Below are 339 nucleotides of genomic sequence, written 5' to 3'. Positions count from 1 at the left end.
TCGTATGACTAATACCTACATGCTGCCGGGCCAACATACCCCAGAAGAGATCATCTCTACCGTGAAGAAGGGTATTTATGCCCCAAGCTTTGCCGGTGGTCAGGTCGATATTACATCGGGTAAATTCGTGTTCTCAACCTCGGAAGCCTACTTGATTGAAGACGGTAAAATCACTCGACCAGTGAAAGGTGCAACTTTGGTTGGCTCTGGTATTGAAGCGATGCAACAAGTCTCTATGGTCGGCAATGACCTGCAGATCGATAAAGGTGTTGGCGTGTGCGGCAAGGTAGGACAAAGTGTCCCTGTTGGTGTTGGCCAGCCTACATTGAAGCTAGACAG

General features: G+C 49.0%; 1 protein-coding gene. It reads left to right on the top strand.

Annotated elements, in window-relative coordinates:
- A partial coding sequence (locus AB4585_RS28160; RefSeq protein ID WP_372172063.1) for a metallopeptidase TldD-related protein occupies positions 1–339 on the top strand: 339 nt, incomplete at both ends.

It is taken from the genome of Vibrio sp. 10N.222.49.C9 (genome assembly GCF_041474985.1).
GTDB classification, from domain to species: domain Bacteria; phylum Pseudomonadota; class Gammaproteobacteria; order Enterobacterales; family Vibrionaceae; genus Vibrio; species Vibrio crassostreae_C.
The sequence above is the reverse complement of the archived record's forward strand: the minus strand, read 5'-3'. Positions and strand labels throughout refer to the sequence as shown.